The sequence below is a fragment of the Candidatus Hydrogenedentota bacterium genome, assembly GCA_035450225.1.
Classification (GTDB): Bacteria; Hydrogenedentota; Hydrogenedentia; order Hydrogenedentales; family SLHB01; genus DSVR01.
On record DAOTMJ010000005.1, the window covers coordinates 41,433 to 64,395 of the forward strand.

At 58.2% G+C, this 22,963-nt stretch carries 17 protein-coding genes and 1 tRNA gene; 2 read left to right on the plus strand and 16 right to left on the minus strand.

Annotated features, from left to right (window positions below; all coding sequences use genetic code 11):
* Positions 1–26: 26 nt before the first annotated feature.
* From P5540_04880 to P5540_04915, 8 genes are all read right to left on the minus strand, one after another.
* The gene (locus P5540_04880) at positions 27–1,748 is read right to left on the minus strand and encodes an NADH-dependent [FeFe] hydrogenase, group A6 (protein ID HRT64142.1); all 1,722 of its coding nucleotides are present in this window, start codon (positions 1,746–1,748) and stop codon (positions 27–29) included.
* Positions 1,749–1,766: 18 nt separating this feature from the next.
* Entirely contained in the window at positions 1,767–3,875 is a 2,109-nt protein-coding gene (nuoF, locus tag P5540_04885; GenBank protein ID HRT64143.1) for an NADH-quinone oxidoreductase subunit NuoF, read from the minus strand.
* On the minus strand, positions 3,872–4,363 hold the full coding sequence (gene nuoE, locus P5540_04890) for an NADH-quinone oxidoreductase subunit NuoE (GenBank protein HRT64144.1): 492 nt from the start codon (positions 4,361–4,363) through the stop codon (positions 3,872–3,874). Before nuoE ends, nuoF begins: the two co-directional genes overlap by 4 nt.
* A complete protein-coding gene (locus tag P5540_04895; GenBank protein ID HRT64145.1) occupies positions 4,360–5,007 on the minus strand; it encodes a redox-sensing transcriptional repressor Rex in 648 nt (215 codons plus the stop codon). The genes nuoE and P5540_04895 overlap by 4 nt, the downstream gene beginning before the upstream one ends.
* Positions 5,008–5,244: 237 nt before the next feature.
* Positions 5,245–6,564, minus strand: a complete 1,320-nt coding sequence (locus tag P5540_04900) for an anti-sigma factor (protein HRT64146.1) — start codon at positions 6,562–6,564, stop codon at positions 5,245–5,247.
* A 9-nt stretch (positions 6,565–6,573) separates the two neighbouring features.
* Positions 6,574–7,122 (minus strand): sigma-70 family RNA polymerase sigma factor, encoded by a 549-nt coding sequence (locus P5540_04905; GenBank protein ID HRT64147.1) that lies wholly within the window; start codon positions 7,120–7,122, stop codon positions 6,574–6,576.
* 79 nt (positions 7,123–7,201) lie between these two features.
* A complete protein-coding gene (locus tag P5540_04910) occupies positions 7,202–7,435 on the minus strand; it encodes a hypothetical protein (GenBank protein ID HRT64148.1) in 234 nt (77 codons plus the stop codon).
* 118 nt (positions 7,436–7,553) lie between these two features.
* Positions 7,554–7,799, minus strand: coding sequence for an Hsp70 family protein (locus tag P5540_04915; GenBank protein ID HRT64149.1), 246 nt, complete (start codon positions 7,797–7,799; stop codon positions 7,554–7,556).
* Between the two features lie 183 nt (positions 7,800–7,982).
* On the opposite strand from P5540_04915, the gene P5540_04920 reads away from it, so the two are divergent.
* Positions 7,983–10,736, plus strand: coding sequence for a right-handed parallel beta-helix repeat-containing protein (locus tag P5540_04920; GenBank protein HRT64150.1), 2,754 nt, complete (start codon positions 7,983–7,985; stop codon positions 10,734–10,736).
* A gap of 15 nt (positions 10,737–10,751) precedes the next feature.
* On the opposite strand, the gene P5540_04925 is transcribed toward P5540_04920, so the two are convergent.
* The 7 genes from P5540_04925 to P5540_04955 all read right to left on the minus strand — a co-directional run bounded on the left by P5540_04925 (position 10,752) and on the right by P5540_04955 (position 20,343).
* Entirely contained in the window at positions 10,752–11,240 is a 489-nt protein-coding gene (locus P5540_04925; GenBank protein ID HRT64151.1) for a hypothetical protein, read from the minus strand.
* A gap of 89 nt (positions 11,241–11,329) precedes the next feature.
* A complete protein-coding gene (locus P5540_04930; protein HRT64152.1) occupies positions 11,330–12,259 on the minus strand; it encodes an ABC transporter ATP-binding protein in 930 nt (309 codons plus the stop codon).
* On the minus strand, positions 12,256–13,134 hold the full coding sequence (locus P5540_04935; protein ID HRT64153.1) for an ABC transporter permease subunit: 879 nt from the start codon (positions 13,132–13,134) through the stop codon (positions 12,256–12,258). Before P5540_04935 ends, P5540_04930 begins: the two co-directional genes overlap by 4 nt.
* An 88-nt stretch (positions 13,135–13,222) precedes the next feature.
* Positions 13,223–14,680, minus strand: a complete 1,458-nt coding sequence (locus tag P5540_04940) for a DUF4139 domain-containing protein (GenBank protein HRT64154.1) — start codon at positions 14,678–14,680, stop codon at positions 13,223–13,225.
* 153 nt (positions 14,681–14,833) lie between these two features.
* Positions 14,834–16,000, minus strand: coding sequence for a trimethylamine corrinoid protein 2 (locus P5540_04945; GenBank protein ID HRT64155.1), 1,167 nt, complete (start codon positions 15,998–16,000; stop codon positions 14,834–14,836).
* A 184-nt stretch (positions 16,001–16,184) separates the two neighbouring features.
* Entirely contained in the window at positions 16,185–18,347 is a 2,163-nt protein-coding gene (locus P5540_04950) for a hypothetical protein (GenBank protein ID HRT64156.1), read from the minus strand.
* A 16-nt stretch (positions 18,348–18,363) separates the two neighbouring features.
* On the minus strand, positions 18,364–20,343 hold the full coding sequence (locus P5540_04955; protein HRT64157.1) for a beta-galactosidase: 1,980 nt from the start codon (positions 20,341–20,343) through the stop codon (positions 18,364–18,366).
* Positions 20,344–20,946: 603 nt separating this feature from the next.
* Here P5540_04955 and P5540_04960 point away from each other — a divergent pair.
* Positions 20,947–21,025 (plus strand) — tRNA-Pro (locus P5540_04960).
* A gap of 586 nt (positions 21,026–21,611) precedes the next feature.
* Here the strand turns inward: P5540_04960 and P5540_04965 are convergent.
* Positions 21,612–22,307 carry a hypothetical protein gene (locus P5540_04965; GenBank protein ID HRT64158.1) on the minus strand — a complete coding sequence of 232 codons (696 nt, stop codon included), beginning with the start codon at positions 22,305–22,307 and terminating at the stop codon, positions 21,612–21,614.
* Between the last annotated feature and the right edge of the window lie 656 nt (positions 22,308–22,963).

Below are 22,963 nucleotides of genomic sequence, written 5' to 3' on the forward strand. Positions count from 1 at the left end.
GCCTGCCGACTGCCGACTGCCGACTACTATACCGCCATTTCCCTCTTTGCGTAATGCGTGTGCAACAGGTGATGGCTTTTTTCGCCCAACGGCTCGCCAAGAAATTCGTCATACAAACGCTTGACCTGCGAATTGGCATGAGACAGGCGCAGACGCTCATTGCGATCGATGGCATACAACGCCTGCAACCGGCCGCGAACCGCCTCCAGATTCGTCCCGTAGGGCTGACCGCCGCCGGCGATGCACCCGCCGGGACATGTCATCACTTCAATGAAATGCAGATGGCGGCGTCCGGCCCGCACATCGTCGAGAAGTTTGGCGGCGTTCTGCAGACCGCTTGCCACGGCCACGCAGACCTCCAAATCGCCAATCTTGATCTTCGCTTCCTTGATGCCTTCGAGTCCGCGAACCGGCTGCACTTTCAGATCCTTGAGTTCTTTGCCGGTGATCAGGAAATGCGCCGAACGGATGGCGGCTTCCATGACGCCGCCCGTTGCGCCGAACAGCTTGCCGGCCGTGCTGCGTTCGCCAAACGGTGTGTCGGCGGCATCGGGCGCGAGACGGTTGAGATTGATGCCGCGCATGCGAATGATTTGCGCGAGTTCCCGCGTGGTCAACACAGCGTCTATGTCCGAAATCCCGTCATGCACCATTTCCTCGCGGTTCATTTCAAATTTCTTTGCCGTGCACGGCATGATTGAAACGCTGAAAATCTTTTTCGGATCAATGTTCCGGCGTTCGGCGAAGAAACTCTTGACGAGCGCCCCCATCATTTGTTGGGGGCTTTTACAGCTCGACAGATTTGGGATGAAGTCCGGATATTCCTGTTCGACGAACTTGATCCAGCCCGGCGAGCAACTGGTCAGCATCGGCAATACGCCGCCTTCCTTGATGCGTTTTACCAGTTCGGAACCCTCTTCCATGATGGTCAGGTCGGCCGTGAATGACGTGTCGAAAACGTACTGGAACCCAAGTTGTCGCAAGGCCGCCGTCATCAATCCGTCAACGTCGGCGCCGGGCTTGAGGCCGAACTCCTCGCCGAGCGTGACCGATACCGCGGGCGCATGCTGCCCGACAACGATCATGTCCGGATTGGCCAAGGCATCCAGCACTTCCTTGATATGACTCTGCTCGGTCAGTGCGCCCGTGGGACACACCATAATGCACTGTCCGCAATTGATGCAGTTTGAAACGTTCAGTCCGGCGTTGAACGTCGTGCCGACGCGGGTCTTGCTGCCGCGTCCGATGAAGTCAATGGCCGAGACGCCCTGAATTTCCTCGCATACGCGCACGCACCGTCCGCACAGAATGCACTTTTCCGGATCGCGGACGATGGACGGACTCGACGTGTCCTCAAAGCACTGGTTTTTTCGACCCACGTAGCGACGCTGGCGCACGCCCAATTCTTCGGCCAATCCCTGCAAGTCGCAACTGCCGTTGCGCACACAGTAAAGGCAGTCGTCCGGATGATTCGCCAGCAGCAATTCGATGATGGTCTTTCGCGCACGAATGGCCCGGGGCGAGTGTGTCCGCACTTTCATGCCGTCCGCGACGGGGCACGCGCAACTCGGAATCAGATTGCGCTGGCCTTCCACCTCGACCACGCACATCCGGCATGCGCCGCTCGGAAACAGGCCTTCCATATAACACAGCGTCGGCACTTTCACGCCGGCGCGTTTCAATGTGTCCAACAGCATCTCGCCAGGTTTTGCTTCCACGCTCCGTCCGTTCACTTCTATCGTAGCCATGCGATTCACCGCTCCTTTTCAGTTCATCTTGATGACGCTTTTGCCGCGGCTCCAACCGTCGAACACGTCCGGGGCGAACATACCGCGCGGCGCGCCGCCGTCCGCCCGTTTCTTGGCCTTCAATGGTTCATACTTGCGGAGAAGAACCGCATCATGCGCGCATGAATCCACGCAGGCCCCGCAGCCGATGCACTTGTCCTCGACCACGAAATGCGCCTGTTTGGGCCAGCCCACAATGGCCTCGACAGGGCATTTCTTCGCGCAGCGCCCGCACCCGGTGCACTTTTCGGGATCGATGGCAAAGGTCCGGAGTTCCGTACAGGCGCCGGCCGGGCAACGCCGCTCGTAAATGTGCGCTTCGTACTCGTCGCGAAACCAGCGCAAGGTGCTCAGCACCGGGTTCGGGGCCGTCTGGCCAAGTCCGCAGAGGCTCGTGTCCTTGATGACTTCGGCAAGGCGGTTCAGATACATCACGCCCTTGAATCGTTCCAGCGGATCCGCGCCTTCCTCCGAGCGGCGCCCGCGGGTGATGCGTTCAAGGATTTCGAGCATGCGCAACGTACCTTCCCGGCAGGGAATGCACTTCCCGCAACTCTCGCGCTGAATGAAATCCATGAAGAATTTCGCAACGTCCACCATGCAGGTGTTTTCGTCCATGACGACCAGCCCGCCGGATCCCATCATCGCGCCGACCGTCTTCAACGATTCGTAGTCTATCTCGATGTCGAGATGCTGCGTCGGAATGCAACCGCCCGACGGCCCGCCGATCTGGACGGCCTTGTAGGCCTTGCCGTTTGGAATGCCGCCGCCGATATCGAAAATGACCTTCCGAAGCGTCGTGCCCATGGCCACTTCGACGAGGCCGGTGCGGTTTACCTTGCCGCTCAGCGCGAATACCTTCGTGCCCTTGCTCGACGCCGTGCCCACCGCCGCATACCAGTCCGCACCGCGGCTCAAAATCATCGGAACATTCGCAAAGGTCTCGACATTGTTGATGACGGTCGGCTTGCCGAAGAGGCCCTTCACCGCCGGGAACGGCGGACGGGGACGCGGCATGCCGCGCTTGCCCTCGATGCTATGCAGCAGCGCGGTTTCCTCGCCGCAGACAAACGCGCCCGCGCCCATCTTGATATGCACATCGAGATTGAAGCCGCTGTCGAGGATGTTATGGCCGATCAAGCCGTATTCCTTGGCCTGCCTGATTGCCTCTTTCAAATGTTTGATTGCCAGCGGGTACTCGGCGCGAATGTAGATGTACGCCTTGCTCGCGCCGATGGCGTACGCTCCGATGGCCAGTCCTTCAAGCACCTTGTGCGGGCAACCTTCGATCACCGCGCGATCCATGAACGCGCCCGGATCGCCCTCGTCCGCGTTGCAGACAATATACTTCTGTTCGCTTTCGGTCTTGAGCGCGAACTGCCATTTCTTGCCCGTGGGGAATCCGCCCCCGCCGCGTCCGCGCAGGCCGCTGGCCTCGACGGTCGCGCACACGTCCTGCGGGGTCTTGGAACGCAGCACCTGCGCGAGCGCCTTGTAACCGCCCCGCGCAATGTATTCGTCTATTTGCAAGGGATCCACCACGCCGCATTCCGCGAGCACCCACCGGGTCTGCGGCGCAAAGAAGGGATGCTCGTCAATAAACGGGACATCCGCCCACGGCTTCAACGAATCCTCCCGGAATTGGCCGACAAGATGTTCTTTCGGAATCACGCCCGCGAAAACTTTGTCCAGTATTTCATGGACCTTGTCGCCCGTAACGGCCCCGAACGAAACCCGCGTCATTCCGGGCATCTGGATATCCATCATGGGTTCCATGGCGCAAAGGCCGATGCAGCCGACGCGAACGAGTTCGATATCCAGACCCTTGGCCTGAACATACGCCTCAATGGCTTCGATCGTCTTCGCGGCCCCAGCGGCAAGACCGCAGGTGCCGGCGCCGGCGTAAACGACCGGCGTCTCGACGTGCAAACGCCTAAGCCGCGCCATGGCGGCGACGCGCATGTTGACGCCCGACTCATCGGCATGGCACAAGGGACCATCGGTCAGGCACGCCACGAGCTCCGGGCAAGCCCGCTCCGCGCCATGCCAGCACCGGTCACAGCATTTTTGGTCTATCAGACGCGTCATGACTCTGGTCCTCCTTTCCGGTATTTCTCGATAATCTGGCGCGTCTTCGCGGGGGTCAGACCGGCGTAGAAAACGCCGTTGATGCTCATGACGGGCGCCAAGCCGCACGCTCCAATGCACGCCACCACTTCGAGGCTGAACAATCCGTCGCGAGAGGTCTGCCCGGCGGACAGGTTCAACTCCTGCTGCAAGGCATCCAGCACCGCCGCCGAGCCCTTGACATGACAGGCTGTGCCCCGGCAAATCTGAATGTGATACTTGCCCATCGGCTGGAACCGGAACTGGTTGTAGAAAGTCGCCACGCCAAAGATCTTGCTGGTGGGCAATTTGAGATGCCGCCCCACCTCCTGGATGGCCTCCCGGGACAAGTACCCGTAGACCTCCTGCACCTCCTGAAGCAACGGGATCAGGGCATCCCGCCCCGCGTCGGGATAGCGCGCCAAAATGGCCTCGATATCCGGTTTCACTTCCGCTGTTGTGGTCGTCATATACTGCCTTTCTCCATTGCTCGCTGTCTGGCGAAGAACGCCACCTTTTCCAACGACATGGTCATGTCAATGTCTTCCACGTACACCACCGACGGGGTCCACAGGCGAGTCGGCGCGAAATTCAGAATGCCGAATACCCCCGCTTGGCAAAGCTTGTCCGCCACCCCCTGCGCAGACTCGGCCGGCACCGTGACGATCCCAATCGTGATGCCCAACTCTCGTATTTTCGATACCAAATCATCCATCGGATAACAGCGGCACCCGTGAATGACCCGGCCATATTTCAGGGGATCCGTGTCGAACGCCGCCTCGATCGAAAGTTTCGGGCGGCGTCCTGAAAAATAGGCCAGCAGCGCGCGTCCGAGATTGCCCACACCGACCAACGCCGCCCGCTGGCCCTGCGGCGATTCGAGAAACCGCCCGATGCTTTCGGACAGTTCCTGAACGTCATAGCCGCGCGTAGGACTGCCCGTATACCCCACGGCCATCATGTCGCGCCGGACTTGCGCGGCCGTGCCGCCGACCAACGCCGCAAGCTGATGAGAAAAGATGCTCCGTTCGCCTTCCGCCAACAATCCATACAGGACGCGGCGATACAGGCTGAGACGCCCGATGGTTTTTCCACTAATCGGCTGTTGACTCATGGACCGGTTCTCCGATTTTCGCTGAATGTGATTTCAATAACGCTGTTATTTTCTTCACAAATATAATAGCGCATACAGTACGGCTTGTCAAGAACTTTTTTCGTCAATATATCCCCCTTCTAAAATATCCCCTTGGTCTGCCGCGTTAGTTGCAGTAAAAAACAGTGTACGCTGCGAAAAAGAAATGTATACCCCTGTGGGTTGATTTGGAGGGTTTTTCTATCGTTTTACAAGCAATCAATCGCTCTTTTTGGCGGGCTCGATGCGGTACCAGCGTTTATCGAACGTGAAAACGATGCGGCCGTCGAGTTCGAGCAGGGGCTTGAGTTCGGAATGCTTGTCGAAAAAGGCTTTGCACGCCTTTGAGCCGCGGCGCAAAATCCGCGTCGGCGCGTCTTGGGGATATCCGTCTTCCACCCAAGCATCGCCGATCCTAAGAAAAGCGCGTTCCGCTACGATTTTCCGATCGCCGCGATCCGGGGAAACGTCCTTTGCGGTTTTCGTCTTTTCCGGCACGGCCATGTCCCGTTTGTCGTTCTCCAGCGGCGCCGCCATCCCCACATGTCTCTTGTCCGTCTTTTTCAATCCGAGACCAAAGGTTATGGGCCCAAACCCTAACTTGTTTGTGGGCATTACAAGTTCATCGGCGATTGCCTTTTTTTTGCGCGTCGGGTCGTGGCCGGCATCAATTGCCTCTTCGTTATCCACAGATGCGGGCGCTGTGGACTCGGGCGGGACAAGGGCCGTCTGAACCGGTAAATCGTCCTGGTTGCCTTCTGCGGCAATAGACGGCGGAGGAATTTCGACGGGGCTTGTCGGCGGCGTAACCGGCGCGGAGGACGGCATTTTGGCCTTACGCGATTCCCTCTCGGCAGGCGGCGGCGCAGCCGCCGGTTCGGAGGCCGGCATTTTGACCTCACCCGATTCCATTGCGGCGGGCGGCGGCGGCGCAACCGGCGCGGATTCCGATGCTTCGCCTTTCCGCGATTCCTTTACGGCGGATTGCTGGGGAATGGATACGGCCAGATCCTTGAATGGCATGGATTCGGGTCCCTGATCGCCGGTGGATTCCGTAGGCGACGGTGAAGGCAAGGCCATCGGAACGGCGGTATCCATCGTTGGGGCGGTTTGCCATTTTCCGGCATCGTGCTCCTGGACAATCCGCCGAGGCTCCGAAGGTTCGGATTTCTGTTCGATCGAAGCCACGTTGAAACGTTCCGTGTCCGGCTCCCTGCGCAGGATTCCCACGGCAACGACGATTGCAGCGCAGGCAGCCGCAGCGGCCCACGCCAGCCGCCAGCGCCACGCCGGGCGGGCGGTTTGCACTTGTCCGGGATGCTTTTCCCGAATGGCGGCCTGGATGGGTTTCTCGAATCCCGCCGGAGCAGTCAGGGGATCGAGCGCGCGATACATTGCGTCCACGCGTTTCATCTTGTCCAGCGCGCGCCGGCAATCCTCGCACTTGGCGATATGCGCCTCAATGCGAACACGCGCCTCGCCGGACAATTCGCCGTCCAGCAGCGCGGAAAACTCATCGTGAATCTCGGTGCAATTCATAGCCGTGCCTCACACGATCGCGAGTTCCTCGAGCCGTTCCCGGAGCAGCCGCCGCGCATGATTGATGCGCGACTTGACCGTGCCGACGGGTATGCCCAGGGTTTGCGCGATCGTTTCGTAGTTCAAATCGTCGAAGGTCCGCAGCACGAACGCCATCCGGTACGGTTCCGGCAGTTCCAACAGGCAGCGCTGGAGCGTGTCCTCGAGTTCCTGCCGCTCGGCGGAGGTGCGGGGCGAGCAATCGTCCGCGGGATCCATGCCGTTCAGGGGCACGCCTTGGTTGCGTCCCTTGCGCGAGCCGTCGCGCAGCCGGTTCCGCGCGAGATTCGCGGCGATGCTGTGCAGCCATGTGCATAGCTGCGCCGATCCGCGAAACTCCCGAATGCCGCCATAGGCGCGTATAAAGGTTTCCTGCGCCACGTCCAGCGCATCCTCGTGATTGCCCAGAAAACGGTAGACCACGCGGTACACACGGTCCTTGTAACGCCGCACAATCTCGTCGAAGGCCGACGCGTCGCCCGCGCGGCATTCTTCGACAAGACCCGCGTCCGTCTGCATTCTCGCTTCCCGAAACAGCGTCAAAGAGAATCGGTTCCTTTTGCCTTCATCTTATTGGACACCGCGCAACGCCGCAAGTTCACAATCGGGCGCGCCCCCGGATCATGCCGCATGCGCGCAAGGAAGCGAGTTGCCGTTTCTTTGTCCGCACATTCGTGGAATCGGCCAGTTCGACCAGCGGCGAATGGGTAGCCAGGGATATCGTTTTCAGAATAATGAACGAAATCAGCCGCTGTTCCTGTTCCGAAAACGGACGCCCATTGCGGAACGACGCGTAGACCACAGGGCCTTGGCCGTGGGGAAAAGAGACCAACAGCGGTTTGTCGCCTTGGGCAAGGTAAATGCGGCAATCGTCGTTGGTTGCCAGCGATTTGACTCCTTTGGTCTCTTCGGGCTGGTACGGTTTGGGTTCGAAGCGATCAATGGTGATTTCACCCCCAGCGTCCCGAACGCTGATCCACGGCGGACACGGTCATGATGTCGTCCATGTCTATGGTGAATTTCACCCAGATGCGCGGCTCGCCGGCCTTCGCGTGGGCAATGTTGGCCAGGCCGAATCCGCCAATCTGCTGGTTTTCCGAACAAGTGGGTGCTTCTCCATGGGACACGACGACTTCAGTGCGATCCGCATTGTACCATGCGGTCGTAAACGTCTTGCAGACCTCGGCCGGTTCCACTGAAACGCGGCCTGCATAGAATGAAACGCATCCGGCTGCATCTCCCGTGCATAGAGGATGTCACGCGACTATCTTTTGATGCGGCAAACGTGGTACCCTTCTTGCGTCAGGTGAAACTACGGCACGTTGGCGCGGGCCTCTTTCCCGAAACATGTGGCGGGTGATTCCCCCGAGGAGATTACGATGAAGTGTTTACCGGCAATTATTGCACTGTCCGTTTCTTTGTGGGCGGCAGGAATGGCCACGGCCCAAGAATCGGCGTCTTCCGCGGCGCCGTCAAGTCAGACGGAAACCAAGCCCATCATGCTGTATGTGGCCACGAATGGCGACGATGCATGGTCGGGAACCTTGCCGGAACCCAGTTCGGACAAATCGGACGGGCCCAAGGCAACGCTGGAGGGAGCGCGCGACGCCCTGCGCGCGATGCGCAAGGATCCGGCGTATGCGGGGGCGCCTGCCACAATCCAGGTGCGGGAAGGGACGTACTCGCTTTCGCAAATGTTTTCGTTGGACTTTCAGGATTCGGGACGGTTTGAGGCGCCGGTCGTTTACGAGGCATACCCGAACGAACATCCGGTCTTGAGCGGTGGAAAAACCATTACGGGATGGAAACAGGAGGGCGACTGCTGGGTCGCTTCCGTGCCCGAAGTACAGACCAGCGACTGGCGGTTCAACAGCCTGTGGGTGAACGGCCAGCGACGGGGCATGGCGCGCACGCCGAACGAGGGATTCTTTTACACCAATGGCCGGGCCCCCGCCACCGAAAACCCCGCCACGGGTGAAAAGATCGTGCGCAGCACCACGGGGTTCCGTTTTAAAAAGGGTGACGTCGTCCGCTGGCAGAATATTGACGAAGCGCTGGTCGTCGTGTTGCACGCATGGGAAACGTCTTTTCATCACATCAGTAGCATAGATGAAGAAAAACGAATCGTGACCTTCCGCAACGCGGCCCAGTGGCCCTTTGAAAACTGGGGACCCCGGCAACGTTATTATGTGCTCAACACCAAGGAAGGCTTGGACGCTCCCGGCGAATGGTATCTTGATCGCCAAAACGGGCTGTTGTATTACCGGCCGATGGCCGGCGAAGACATGGCCACCGCCCAGGTGGTCGCGCCCAAGTTGCGCCAACTGGTGGCCTTGGACGGAAATCCCGCCACGGGACAATACCTCGACAACGTTCAATTCAGGGGACTTCGATTTGAACACGCGGCGTTTGCCATCGGACCGGAAGGATATGGCGACGTACAGGGCGCCGTGGGCGTGCCGGCGGCGATTCAGACGCGCGGCGCCCGGTTCTGTGTGTTTGAGCAATGCACCATCGCGCATGTGGACACCTACGGACTCTGGTTGCGCATAGGTTCGTTTGGCAACCGCGTCGTGAAAAATGAATTCATGGATTTGGGTGCGGGCGGCGTGCGGGTTGGCGAGCAACAGCGTTCAAGCGACCAACTCGATGTGAGCCATAACACCGTGGACAATAACTTCATCCATTCGGGCGGTCACCTTGTTCGGTCCGGCGTGGGCGTCTGGATCGGCCAAAGCACGTTCAACAATGTGAGCCATAACGACATATCGGACATGTCGAATTCAGGCATTACCGTCGGATGGCAATGGGGCAATACGGAAGACGGGGTGTCTTTCCACAATGCGATCGAATTCAATCATCTACACCACCTCGGCAAGGGCGAATTCAGCAACATGGCCGGCATCTATATATTGGGCGGTTCGTGGAGCAGCATGATTCGCAACAACGTCATTCATGACGTTGCCTCGTATCTGTACGGCGGCTGGGGCATTCACAACGACGAGGGCAGTTCGAGCGTTGTAATCGAAAACAATCTCGTATACAACACGACCAGCGGCTGTTTCGATCAGTATTACGGAAACTTCAACCGTGTCGTCAACAATATCTTCGCATTTGGGAACGAATGCCAAGTTTCGTTGAGCCGGGTGCAAAATGTGCAGCCGATATTGTTCGAGCGCAACATCCTTCTGATGAATACCGGCCAGCCGTTCGGCATGAACTGGGATGGCGCGCCCATCTGGCAGGATGGCAATTGTTACTGGGACACGGGCGGCCATGTCATGGATTTTGGCGGCGGCACTTTTGAGGAATGGCAAATGCGTGGCCGGGACATGTATTCGGCGGTTGCCGATCCGCTCTTTGAGGATCCGGCTTCCGGCAACTTCCGGCTAAAGCCCGAATCGCCCGCGCTGGCATTGGGATTTCGTCCTTTCGATTACACCTTGGCCGGCCTGTATGGCGAACCGGAATGGACCTCCCGGCCCGGCGCCATTCAGCGCGCGCCTTTGGCCATTTCCGAGGCCCTCGAGGAGAAGGCCGTTGGCGAAGACTTCGAATCGTTGGAAACCGATTTGCAGCCGCCGGACATGGCCGTCTATGGGGCTGAAGGCAAAGCCTCAATCCGCGTAACGGAAGAGACGGCCGCGGGCGGATCTAAAAGCCTGAAGGTAACGGACTCCGACGGTCCACAGGAAGCGTGGCAACCGGAATTTTGCTATATTCCTCGTCTCAAGCAGGGCCGTATCGTCTGTTCCTTCGATTTGCGCATGGAACCCGGTGTTTCGTTCCAATTCGACTGGCGTAGCGATCAGACCTTTCGGCATATCGGTCCCCGCGTCATGTTCAACGGAAACGGGGAAGTCAGCGTGGGCGACGATCCGAAGGTCCTGACGCAAATCCCACACAGCGAATGGATCCATATCGAGGTGGACTGTGCGCTTGGCAAGGAAGCATCACTCCCCGCGACCTATACCCTGTCCATTGCGATCCCCGGACAAGAGACACAACGATTCGAAAATGTGCCCTGTATCTATCGCATGTTCCGGTCCATTGAACGCATGTGGTTCATGTCGCCCGGGACAAAAGAAGGCGCATATTACCTCGACAATATCCGCTTCGAAAAACAATTGTAACAGGCGTGAAGGCATTCACTCCTGCGGTGGCCCCCAATTGTAGCCGATGCTGTAGTGGGGTATGCCGTCGAAGCCTTCTTCAAGCGAGGCAAAGGCGGAAATTTCGCTTACGCTGGGGCTGGTCCAAATGCCTTGTTCGAAAATCAGTTGATTGCCGCTTTCCGTAACGGGACCCAAGGGCAAATTTTCGGGCGATCCGACTGCGTTTTCAAATTGGACCATCCAATCGTATGTGGGGCCGGCGATAAATTCGCGCTCGAGCCAGACACCCTGTCCGGGGGCCAGGGGAATAGGCTGGCCGGTTGCCGGATCGGCATTGAGCACATTCGCTCCCCAACCGGGATCCGTCGAATTTTGGGGGACCAAATACACGCCGACAATGGTGTTTGTAGTTCCCGTGTTTTTGAGATGAAGCCGGAATTTGGGAACCGGACAACCGGCCAACGTCAGCAGAATCACCACGCTTGCCAAAACGCCCATCATCACTCGCACAATACTTTTCATCGTCCTACTCCTTCGGATATGGGTTGCCTGCCATCAAATTATACCATGCCATGAATGAAAACGGTGCGCCGGTTTTTTTATCGAGGATTTCAATGCACGAGGTAGTTGAAGACCGCCTGAAGGTTGTCGTCGGGACATTGAATGCTGTCTATGGCAATGCCGTCTTCGAGGGCAGCCTCGTTGAGCCGCTGGTAAAAGGCATTCGGATCGCGTGTGCGGATGGTGAAACTAGGTATGGGGCCGTCGGTGTCGAATTCCATGCCGAGTGTGGCGGACTCATTGACAAAATGTCGCGCCAGCAGGTGGGGGACGGCGCAGGCGACCGTAACGGTGTGGGGACGCTCGTCAATGAGTCCGCGAATTTGATGAATGTCGCCCTGCGCCAGCACGCAGCCGTTGTACAACAACACGACGGCGTTCGTCGCGCGTTCGACTTCGTAAAGGATATGGGTTGAAAAGATAATGGTTTTGCCCTCGCGGCCCATTTCGCGGATCAGGGCGAAAAGTTCCTCGCGGCCCTCCGGATCGAGGCCCGTCATGGGTTCGTCGAGGAAAAGTAATTCCGGATCGGCCGCAAGCGCCTGCGCGAGTTTGATGCGCTGCCGCATGCCCTTGCTGTACTCGGCGATGAGATCGTCCATTCGGTCCGTCATGCGGACACGTTCGCAGGCTTCTTCGGCGCGCTTGGACGCGATGTCCCGGCGAATGCCCCGAAAACGATTCATCCAATAGACAAATTCGTAACCGGTCATGGTTTCGTAAAATTTGTCCACTTCCGGACAGTAGCCGATGCGGCGCAGGATGTTGAAATTGTTTCGCGGCGGTTCGCCGAACACGCGCAGCGTGCCGCGACTCGGCGCGTACAGGCCCAGCGCCAGTTTGATGAAGGTGCTCTTGCCGGCGCCGTTCGGGCCGAGCAGTCCCGTAACACCGGGTTCCACGGCAAGGTCGAGGTTGTTGACGGCGACGACTTCGCCGAACCATTTCGAGAGTCCGTGCGCCTCGATGACGGGATTCATGCGGCCACCTCCGCACGGCGCACGACCCGGCAGACGATCGCCAGCGCGCCCAGACACACCGCGCCGACGTAAACGGCCGCATAGTGCCACGGCAGGGGAATGAATTGGAACCGCTGCTGGAACAACGATTCGCCGATCCGGTTGATGGCCAGAGGAAAGGCGATGAGGGCGTATTGTCGCTGGTGCATCAGTTCCTGCATCAGCTGGCCGAGCATCAGATCGCCGAAGACGATCATGAAGATCGCAATCGAGGCATAGCGTTCGCTGCGCGACACCGCCGAACTGGCCAGCACTCCCAAGGCACAGGGCAAGACCAGCACCAGCGAGAATGCCGTGGCGGAAACCGGTATCCAGTACATCTCCCGGAAAGTTTCCAGCGTCGGCGACATCAACAGGTGCAGGATCACCAGAAAAACGGCGGGCACGGCCGTGAAACAAAGTCCCGCGATGATCAGCGCCATCGCTTTACCCGTCACATAATCGCGCCATGTCAGCGGTTTCGAGAAGTAAACCTCCATGAGATTGTTGTTGAAATCGCCACAGATCATGCCGGCGCCCGCAAGTATCGAAACGAGAAAAACCGCCGGCGCCTGCAAGCGGATGAAATCGAAGAACATACCGGGATCCACATTGAACATTTCGATCTGGCGCATGAGGGTGACGATCGGGCTGGTCTGGCCGGGGGTGTTCAGCGTGTCGAAGGCGACCACCTGCTGCACGCGCAACAGGAAATGCAGGCCCGCCAGCGCCGTCAGGCCGAGAAACGCCTTGTTCTTCGACAGGATCCGTAATTCATGGACCGCGATAACCCACCAGCGGAAACGACGCCGCACCTCGCCCTCGTAACTTCGATAACTCCGTGTGTAAATCGGCACAAGCGAACCTTTCTCCTTTGCGATGTTTGCGTTCTTCGCGGCTGGACTCCAAACCGCAAAAAACGCAGGAAACGCAGAGATTGGATGGCTAGTATTTCACGCGCACGCGGTATGTTACTACGGTTTCGCCGTTCTTCGCGACCGGCACTGAAAACACCGCAGTCTGCGCGTCTTTCTTCACGAACTCCTGGGATTTTTCGGTAATTTCCCAATCGCCGGCCATCGGCTCGACGATGTCCACCGTTATTGGAATCTCTTTGTGGTTGCGAATCGCAATCTTGAAGGCCGCCTCGGTCAGCGAGGGCGCGAGTTGCCGAAAATCCGTCTGGACACGTTCGCCGACGATGTCGAAGGCGTTGCCGAGACGCAGCCGGACGTCCTCGTCCTTCGGCGTGTGCTTGATGTTGTCCTCGCCCGCGAATTGGAGCATGCCGTCCTGATCCTGCTGGTACACGCGCATGACGCCCGCCGGCAACGGCATCCCGAGATGATTCGCCTCGCTGTTGCGCAGCACGAGGAACACGCCGACCTTTTCTTCTTTTTGCGGCGGAATCTGCTGACTGTAAAAGGCGACGTTCCCGCGATATTCATATATCTTTTTGACGGACACGCCCGTGGCCGTCAGCAGGCTGACCTGTTTCGATTCGTTTTCCTTGATGGTTGTCCGCCGTGGCAGCGTATACAAGTGATACTCCGCGAACGATTCCTCGCGCATCGGCGCCGGCGCCGCGCGCATCATCTTGGCGCCGGCACCCGCTATGTCCATGGCCATCTCATGCGATTGAACAATATTGACCTCGCCCGCGACGACTTTCAATTGCGCGTTCCTGTATTGCGCGCCCGACTGGTTGATCAGCGTGACCCACCCCTCGACATCGAGCGTTTTTTCGTCCTTCGCCAATGTGAGAACATAGTCGGCGCGCCATTGGATGCCACCGGTCAAATACGTCACCTCGACCTCGTGGTCCGTTCCCGTGTTTTGCAGCAGCCACACGAGCGACGGCTTCGGGATCAGGTTTTCGGGAATCTTCGGTAACACGACCTGTCCCGGCATACCGAGATAGATCTCCTCGCCGACCTTGAATACCGGGCCTTCATTCACGCTCAGGAGTTCCGCGTCCTTTTCCGTGAACCCAATCTGGTTGTTGAAATTGACCAGCCGTACCGGCTTGCCAACGTATTTCTCCATCAATTTCGACGGGCTGATCAGGTCGAATTCATAATTCTGTTCGAGTATCGCCAGCGAACCCGGCGCCGTAAGCGATTTCAGGCTGACCGTTTCCGGCCGGACCTTCTGCGCGACATCCATGAACCGCAACGACTGCTCACCCGGCAACAACTTGATCTTGCGCGTGTCGCGGACCAGCGCAAGGTCGTTGTTGTAGATCGTAACGGCAATGCCGGTTTGATCGGCGAGCGACGATTCCGTCGCGGCCACGCCCGCCAACGGATTTTCGAGTTTCGGCAACGACGGCGGTTCCTGGGCCTGGAGCCCCCCCGCCAGCAATGCCATTGCGACGACGCAGTGGACTTTCATGACGTTCATGACCATCTCCTTTCCCGGACATCCGCCGGTGCTCTTCATCCACCACGATTGGACACCGCTACCATACCGAAAGTTCGGAGTAGGCTCAAGACGGGATGCAGAAGAAGGAAAAACAACTCCGGTAAGTCCGGTATCTGTTCGGGCCTGTATGTCTTACGTCCACTTCGCAACACGCTTGAGGACGGCATCGGCTTCTTCGCGGTCACGGACGGATACGCCCAGCCAGACGCCTTCGGGGCGGAGATTTGATGCGAGGAAATCGACTTCTTCGGCGGAAGCGAAAATCTGAATGCCCTTTCCGGCGGCTTGGCATCGTTTGTATACGTGAATCCAGTCGGACGCGATGCCGTTGCCCGCGCCGAAGACCCACTGGATGGCGTTGAGTTCCCTGATTTCGAGCAGGCTGTCGAGATGGCGCAGCGCGCCGGGACCGTCGAGGTGATAGATTGACGCTTCGAGGTGGCGGCATTCCTCGGCAATGCCCGGCAGGAACACCGTATCGAACATTTCCTTCGAGATCATACATGAGAAATCGTTGGACGGCACGTACCATTTCCGCGACGACACGATGCCGGGCCAACTGGTTATCGCCTGATCCGCCGCGCGGAGTTTGTCGTGAAAGAAGTCGAACACGCCCGCGTAGGCCGTGTTGACACGCGCAAGCAGCTGCGCCACGTCGTCCGGGTTCGTCAACAAGTCCATGTTGAGTTGCATCGGATCGCGGAAGGCCGCGATGGCGTCGCCGCCGGGGTGCATGTCGCTGATCCCGGTGTAATAAAGGCCCTTCCCGGCATCGAGCAGCGCGTCGGTCATTTCGACCAGTTTTTTCCAGTACGGATTTTCTTTCGAGAAAACTAGCAAATCGGCGTCCTTCCAATCGTGAAGGTTTGGAATGCCCCACGAAGTGTCCGCCGTGTAATCCATCTCCATTCCGAAAAAGGAACTGAACAATTCGGGGCCGAGATTCGGCCACGCGGTCGGCAACGCATCGCCGAGATACTCCGTGTTGCGCGCATTGGCAATGGCCTGTTCAACAACCCGGCCGGTGTCCATCCAGCGTTCACGCCAGTTTGCATATTGTTTTTCTGACGGCCACGGGCATTCCGGCTTTTCTTTGCCGACGGCCATGCACACCACGGGACGATCAAGAATCGCGCAATCCCAAAACGCGTCCTGCCGGGCGATACGTTGTTCCCAATCCGGGATTGTTTCGATGCTCATCATGGGCTTGAACCTCATGGCGCTTTTATTGCTGACCAGTCTGTCTTTTCCGTAGCCAAGCCATGCCCGCAGGGGGACAGGCTGGACAGCCTGTCCCACGCGCCCTTTTTCTGCTCCTGTTGGGACTTCGCAATCAATGTTTCAATGCGATGCTTCAATCCGGTCAACCGGTAGAACGTCCTTTTTCGGGCACATGCCGCCTGTAACAAGGTTTGAGCATTCGGCGCCCTTGTGGCTTCCCGTTTCAAACAAGCATGGCGTGGGCGCATGGAGAAAAGGCTCCTTATTCCCGTAGCGAGTCGAGCAGCCATTGCGGCATTTCGGGACATTGTTGACGGCGCTGCCTCTTGCCCGGCCAGATGGTCTGATACCGCTGAATATGCGATGTGTTCTCCGGAATGGAAAGCACCGGCAGAAACGGGAAAGGCTCCAAGTCGGCTACCCGATAGAGACCCTTGAACTCCGCGGCGCGGTCCGCGGGCAAAGCGACGCCGGCAAAGCGGCTTCGGCCCAACGTGACAGATGCCGGAAATTCGTAGATTGGAAAAAAGAACAGGGTGCGCGCATTCGGCCCCGTGCCGCCCGATTGGGCGCATAGTATCCGCGAGAAATCGTTGCCGCCCTGTTCGGTCTCGAAGCGAACGGCGACAGGGCATGGCGTTGTATTGGAGGCCAGTTCCACCACGCCGTAGGACACGCGCGGATCCATTTCGTAAGCATCGAAACCACTTCCGGAACGAGGAAGGGGAGCGAGCCACCGCGTATTCGGTTCGGGAGCGCCGGCGATTGTGTTCGGGGAGGGAAAGGGTTCCCATGACGTTGGCTTGAAGACATGCCAGTTCTTGAGCAGGCTTGTTTCGGTTTCGACCGATTCGAGCTTTGCCGTCTGATAGGGTGCGAGAAGCCGGCCCACTTTCACATACTGGTAAACGCGTGCGGCGTACAACGGCGCCGCCATCACCGCGAAAGACGCCAGGGCGAACACGGCCATGCGCCGCGTCTCGACGGTACGCCACCAGCCTGTTCCGCGAAACATGTCCAGCCGGAACGCCGCCGCGGCACGGACTCCGTTTTCGATGAGCACTCCCGAGAACCAGATCGGCACGAAGACGAGATGGAAACAATGACGCAATTGAAAAAGGAGCGCCGTGTAACTCCCAAAATACAGGAGCAGAAACAACATCGCGATCGCCACGCGCGGTTCCCTGCGGCTTGCCGCGAGCAGGACGACAACCGCGGCCAGAATACCGGCCGCATTCATGACCGCGGCCACGGGTGCGTGAAGTGAGTTCATCCGATCGAGAAATTGACTGTGAGGAGGGCCATACGGCGCCCGTTCAACGGATGTGCCGCCGAGAATAAAACGCAATGCGGCGAGGCCACGCGCGATGAAATCCGCCGGAAAGGTCTTGGCGACATCAATAACATATTCCTTCGCGACGCGCGCCCCTTCCACCGTTTGATAACCGATGGGATCCTTGTTGCCCTTGATGCGGCGCGCATAACTGCATCGGGCGGCATGCGCGAAATTGTCATTGCAAAGATACTCCATGTCATAAGATGCCTTGCCCACGCCAAGCAGGTCCGAACACTCAGAGGAAAGCCCCATTATGACATTGTGGAACATCAGCGTGCCTTCGTCGGTCGAAGTGGCGCGGCACGGCCATACGGCGAAGGCGTAACTGAGGATAAACAATGCAAGAGCCGCCAGACGCCGCCCCACGGACAAGGGGCCCATTCCGCGGGCAAAGAAGGCGATGATCAAAACGCTGGGGATCAGGCAAATGAACAGATCCTGGCGAAATCCCTGGCCAAACCCGATCGTCAAGCCGATGCCCGCCGCCAACCCGAACAGACGGCGCGGGGTAAGCGGCCGGGCCACAAGATGGCCGAGCATGAGAATCACGCCCAACAGAAATGGCGCTTTCGCAAAATCGCGCAGATTGGGAAGCGTTGTCAAGACCAGGGGGGCCGTCATGAAAAACAGCGCGCCCAGCGCGCTGAACAGCCGGTTCATGCCAAGCCGGAAAAGTCCGTAAACAACACCCGCCGAGGCGCAGTACAGAACCACGAACAGCAGTTTCAACACACGCCAATCCATTCCGAACACTTTCCAGATCCATCCCGCCGCCGTCAGCAAATAGAAATGATTGTCCGTGAACCGACTGTTGCGAAATGTGGGGAAAGTATCCGGGAGTTGTTTCGGATCGAACGTGTTCGTCTTCTGCAGGAGGAAGTCCGACAAGGCGGGAATCGTGGACACAACGGGCGTGATGAATCCGCGTCCGCAGGCAATCATGACGGAGGTGCTGAAAAAATCCGGCGCGACATTCGTCGCGGACAAGTCCGGAACTTCAAACATGAATGCGCTGCCGATGCACGCGGCAAGGACCAGAACGCCCGCAAGGATTCGGCCGTCGCTAAAAATAAAAAGCCAGCGTCGCATGATTTTTACCCGAAGCCTATGCCTTGAGGACCAACACGCCGTTTCGCGCGAGGGTTATCTTCGGCCCGACCGTCTCGCCCGACAGCAGGTCGGGAAACTGGCCCGGCAGCGTCAGGGTTTGGCGCTCCCGCGTGTTGTTGAGCACGAACACAATGCGGCCCTGTTTACCGCGGCGCATCGTGACTTCGACGCCATCGGGGATATCCTTCATTGGAAACTCGGGCAATATCCCACCGAGAAACGCTTTCAAAACCGGATTGGGTAAAAACACGCCGAGATAATAGACCTTGCCCTTGCCGACGGTGTTGCAAGTGATGGCTGGTTTACCGGCGAAGGGCTCATCGCGGAATTCGGCGACAGTCTCGGCGCCAGCCGCATGCAGAATTTCGACCCATGTGCCGACGCTGCACGTTTGGCCGGCAAGGACGCCCTGCCTGAACGCGATTTCGTTAGTCTGGCCGTGGTAGTAAGGCCGGACCTCGTCCACGGTCGCGCCCACGAGCGGCGCCAGCGGACCGGGACGCGACCGGTCCCACATGGCGTTGGCCGGAGTCCGCACGCCCGATTGCGGCGTGAACACAACCGTGCCGCCGGCGTCCGCGAATGCATGCAAACGCTTCGCCAGCGCATCGTCCGCCAGCGCGAGACTCGGCGCGACGACCACGCGATAGCGGGTGAAATCCGCATCGGCATTGACGATGTCGCAATTGTGGCCGTTCTGCTTGATCGCGCGATACATCTCGAAACAATGACCGTCGTAATGAAATCCGGCCACTCCGGGCTGGCGCTCGAAGGACCAGAGCGTGTCGAAATGGCGAATCAGCGCGACCCGCACCTCGACCTGCGTGCCTTCCAACTCCGGCGCGACCTTTATGAACTCCTCGGCGGTCTTTCGGACCTCTGCGTAACGTCGGCGCGGCACCCCGTCGTGGTCGAGAATGCCGTGCCAATACTGCTCCGCGCCGAACAGGCACACGCGCCACCGGAAATACACGACGCCGTCCGCGCCGTTCGCCACCGCCTGCCACGCCCACCGGCGAATCTCTCCCGGTTCCGGCTGCTCGCCCAGCAGCCCCGCCTCCGCATCGCCGGTCGGCCCGCTTTTCTCCTCCATCACCCAGAAGCGCCCTTTGAACGACCGCGTGATTTCATGCGCATACGAGGGATGAAACGGATCGCCGTACGAGTCGGGGTAGTTGTCCCACACGGGAAAATCGAGATGCTGCGACAATTTGTAATAGTCAATTTCAGGAAAACAGCCCATGTAATTGTGCGTGACGAAATGTTTCGGACACAGCGCCTTGATCAGGTCGTACTGCGTCTTCATGAATTTCACCTGGGTGTCCGACGAAAAGCGCACGAAATCGAGCCAATGCCCCGGATTCGGCCCCGTCGGCATCGTGCGCGGAAGCGGGATTTCGTTCCACTGCCGGAAATCGAATCCCCAGAACGACGTGCCCCATGCCGCATTGAGCGCCTCGATATCGCCGTATTTCGCGATGAGCCACTCCCGAAATGCCTTTTCGCAATGCTCGCAAAAGCAACGCGTCGTGTTATGGCAGCCGAACTCGTTGTCCACCTGCCAACCGATGACCGCGGGATTGTCCTTGTAATGGCGCGCCATTTCCTGCACGATGCCCTCGCACATGAACTGGTAACCGGGCGCGTTCTTGCAGCAATGACAGCGCGCGCCGGGATTGAGTGTGTGGCCGCCCGCATTTTTCTGAAGAATGTTGGGCTGTCGCGAATAGGCCCAGTTGGGGGGGATGGCCGTTGGGGTGCCCAAAACGGTTGCAATACCCGCCTTTGCCAGCGCGTCAATGACCGGATCGAGCCAGTCAAATTTGTAACGACCCGGTTCCGGCTCGAACTTGCACCACGCAAACTCGCCCATCCGCACAACGTTGATGCCTGCCTTCTGCATCAACGGAATATGCTGACGCGCTTGTTCCGCGGTCCAATGTTCCGGATAATAACACGCGCCATATCGCAACATCGCAACGTCCTCCCTGTTCATGCCTTCAAACGTAGCATAGCATTGGGATGGAAACGGCCACAAGACACGGCGAAATCCGCACATGCCGGCAAGGTCAGCATCCTCGCCAATCGTCATTGTTGGAGGAGGATTGGCGTCCTTTCCGACCGTCAATTACGCAAATATCCCTGATTGGACAGATCAACACAAAGCGCCGCGGACGTGCGTCATCCCAAACATCAAGGTCTTGCGATTATGATTCTCCTCTGAAACGCGGCCTGCACAATATGAAACGCTGTCCCGCCCGCCTCTTGCGTTCGGATCGTGGACAAGCACGGCGAATAACTTCCGTCATCGAATCAATTTCATGTCCGGTAAACCATTGCAACCCTGGAAAATATGATGCGCAACGTCGCAACATCGCGAAGAATCGCGTTTTCGAAGGGCCTTCTTTATGGACAGGGATAATTCGCAATATCCCCGCCTGCCGCAAAGGTGTTGCAGGCTGCAGGCCCACTCCTTCAGACGATCGCCCCATGCAGTCAAACCGCCGAAACATGCCGAAAACGCAAACTTTCTTGATCCGCTCCGTTTTCCTATGCTATTGTTTTCACGTTGACCTGTCGGGGTGTAGCGCAGCCCGGTTTAGCGCGCTTGGTTCGGGACCAAGAGGTCGGAGGTTCAAATCCTCTCACCCCGACCAGTTCCATCCTCAATGTGGAACCTACGGTGCATTAGAGGTCCAACGCATCGGTACGGTGCATTTCGTCCCGCATGCGGTTTCCCGTGTGCAACATGATGACCAATCCTGTCTTACTTCTCTTGCAATTGGGCAACCGGGAACTAGAAATAAGAAACTAATCCAGGATGATTTCGCTTGATGTTTGGGAGGGCGCGCTTCCTCGCGCTCCGTTTCGCGTCGCTCTACCCAGGCAGGGGGCTTTGTAAAATAATTGGCCGGAAGAGATGCCTTTCGACTCCCACTGTGCGCCCGGTTCTTTGGACACAAGATTGCGGGCCTGTCCTGCGGTTTTCCGGCTAATTATCCGACGCTGGACGGCATGCGGGCATCGTTGTGCCCAAGCCTCAGAACCCTGGCCGCAAGCGCGTCAGCTCGGATGAGCACTTGGCGCACTTGAAGCAAGAGAGCACCAAGGATCCCGACGCCATCCTTGCCGTTCTTCGCGAACGCTGAGGGTTCAACGTGTCCCTGGTGGCCATGTACAACACGCTTCGGCGCGAGAAGACCATGTCTAAGAAGGTCGCTACCGGCCCAAGAGCAACGCTGATCACTGGAGGCCTTTCATCCAATCCTGGAATACGCCGAATTGGACGGCATGGATGATGGCAATGGGAATCATGGTGCGGAAACTCAGGAAGTAGGCGCTGGCAATAAAACCCAGGCCCGCGACACCCGCCACGTGGGCGAGTTCAATCCAGAAGCGTTCGGCCGGTGCGCTCAACGGTCCCCATAGATGCATAACGCCGAAGCAGGCGGCCAGCGTCAACGAAAGCCGCAGCCAGCCACGGAAAATGCGCATTTTGCCGAGGCTGACGAGGCCGACGGAACACAGGAAGAATTGCTGCGTAAAGCCGCTGGAGATGTACTCAATCGAACCGGTGACCATCCCCATGCTAAAGGGTAATGTTCCCGCGATGTGGATTCTGTTGATGGCCAACACAAGAACGCCGATTCCGAAGAAAGCGCATGCCACAAGAATAGCCGGCGCAGAGAGCGGAGTCGTAATGCCCCACTCGTCGAGTTTATCTGGCTGTCGGCGCGCGCGAACGAGGATGTAGGCGAATGTCAGAAAGAAACAGACCAGTGGTTCAGAGGCGTTAAAATGCCACTCCAGCCGGTACAATACGATGTATTTCGTCACCGCAAATACACACCCCACAAGCACTCCGAACTTGATATCCCGCCAATCAACCTGTTGGCCTTGCTCAATAGTTCCTGTCTTATCTGCCAGTGCGGTTGCCATTGTTCGTTGATTTCCTTTCAGATGATCTGTGCAACCATCAAGACCTTGGTCTAGCGTTGGTCAACGACGTGCCAAAGTACGACTCCCCGCCGTGTTGCTTGTGACGCTGATTCCGGCTATATTGACGCCAATCATGCAGTACCCGGTTTCACAGCGTTGCGGTTCCCGCCTTGGAAATTACGTCGTGGTTGTTTCTCCTTTTGTACGGTCTATTCAGGCCGTTTCCGGCCAAGATCACATAAATCATTGTAAATCAATGCGTTAAAACGCTTTTCCGCGTTCTGCAACTCGATTCCGCGCTACGCGGAACCATTTTTCACAGCGCGGGACGAAGTTTCTGCACAGTTTTTTTGATCCGCGCTACGCGGATTCATTCCGCGCAGCAGAAAACTCAATCCGCGCACCCGCGCATCATTCCGCGCGCCGAGAAATCATCCCGCGTTGCGAGGAACTTCCGCGCGTGCTGAGAAACCGTTCCGCGCGATATATATCCCGTTCCCCGTAGCGGCGCTTCACTTCTCCGCACGAGGAATCGCGCGTGCCCGCGAGAACCCGCCGCGCGTTGAGAGCCAGGCCCCCGCGTTGCGCGCGATGACGGTAGTCCCGATGGTCCCGGTCTTGATGTTCACGGGACGTCTTCATTCAACTTTCAGGCC

Coding starts and splice junctions, on each gene's coding strand:
- P5540_04905 (HRT64147.1), bottom strand. CDS start 7,122: ATGCAGACGGACGCGGGTCTTGTCGAAGAATGCCGCGCGGGCGACGCG.
- P5540_04925 (HRT64151.1), bottom strand. CDS start 11,240: ATGAAAAGTATTGTGCGAGTGATGATGGGCGTTTTGGCAAGCGTGGTG.
- P5540_04880 (HRT64142.1), bottom strand. CDS start 1,748: ATGGCTACGATAGAAGTGAACGGACGGAGCGTGGAAGCAAAACCTGGC.
- P5540_04920 (HRT64150.1), top strand. CDS start 7,983: ATGAAGTGTTTACCGGCAATTATTGCACTGTCCGTTTCTTTGTGGGCG.
- nuoF (HRT64143.1), bottom strand. CDS start 3,875: ATGACGCGTCTGATAGACCAAAAATGCTGTGACCGGTGCTGGCATGGC.
- P5540_04950 (HRT64156.1), bottom strand. CDS start 18,347: ATGCGACGCTGGCTTTTTATTTTTAGCGACGGCCGAATCCTTGCGGGC.
- P5540_04955 (HRT64157.1), bottom strand. CDS start 20,343: ATGTTGCGATATGGCGCGTGTTATTATCCGGAACATTGGACCGCGGAA.
- P5540_04940 (HRT64154.1), bottom strand. CDS start 14,680: ATGAACGTCATGAAAGTCCACTGCGTCGTCGCAATGGCATTGCTGGCG.
- P5540_04930 (HRT64152.1), bottom strand. CDS start 12,259: ATGAATCCCGTCATCGAGGCGCACGGACTCTCGAAATGGTTCGGCGAA.
- nuoE (HRT64144.1), bottom strand. CDS start 4,363: ATGACGACCACAACAGCGGAAGTGAAACCGGATATCGAGGCCATTTTG.
- P5540_04965 (HRT64158.1), bottom strand. CDS start 22,307: ATGGCAACCGCACTGGCAGATAAGACAGGAACTATTGAGCAAGGCCAA.
- P5540_04895 (HRT64145.1), bottom strand. CDS start 5,007: ATGAGTCAACAGCCGATTAGTGGAAAAACCATCGGGCGTCTCAGCCTG.
- P5540_04900 (HRT64146.1), bottom strand. CDS start 6,564: ATGAATTGCACCGAGATTCACGATGAGTTTTCCGCGCTGCTGGACGGC.